At 61.1% G+C, this 398-nt stretch carries 1 pseudogene; it reads right to left on the reverse strand.

Features of this window, described 5'->3' with window-relative positions:
- Window positions 1-160: 160 nt before the first annotated feature.
- A pseudogene (locus DY467_RS26395) lies at window positions 161-398 on the reverse strand (hypothetical protein); the annotation flags it as partial.

Consider the following 398-nt stretch of genomic DNA (forward strand, 5'->3'; position numbering starts at 1 on the left):
AACTACGTCCGTCTCAGGTCGAACGAGCGAGGCTAGGTCCGGCCGTCCGGAGACAGTTTCGGACATGCTTATCCGCGCGGTCGGAAGAAACGTCTCGAGTTATTGTTCTCCCTACCACCGCAGCACGAAGGTGCGCGGCCCCAACGCCGCCGCGCCCCAATCACAATCCGATTCCTCGCCCTCTGCCGAAGTCGATGCCGTGATGGAAGCCTAACTCCATGCCGATGCTGCTTCCCGAATCGAAATTGATGCCGAGTTCGCGCTTACGGCCGCGGGGATGGGTTCAAGCTGCTGATCGCGTTCAAGACTTTTCGCCATGTCGCCCATCTCGGCGCGGGTGGATTGGTAGGCGTACGTGTCACCGGCTTGATACTGGCGGCGCTTGCCTGGTCGAGCGT

This window comes from Rhodopseudomonas sp. BR0G17 (assembly GCF_010907025.1).
Taxonomy (GTDB): domain Bacteria; phylum Pseudomonadota; class Alphaproteobacteria; order Rhizobiales; family Xanthobacteraceae; genus Rhodopseudomonas; species Rhodopseudomonas palustris_H.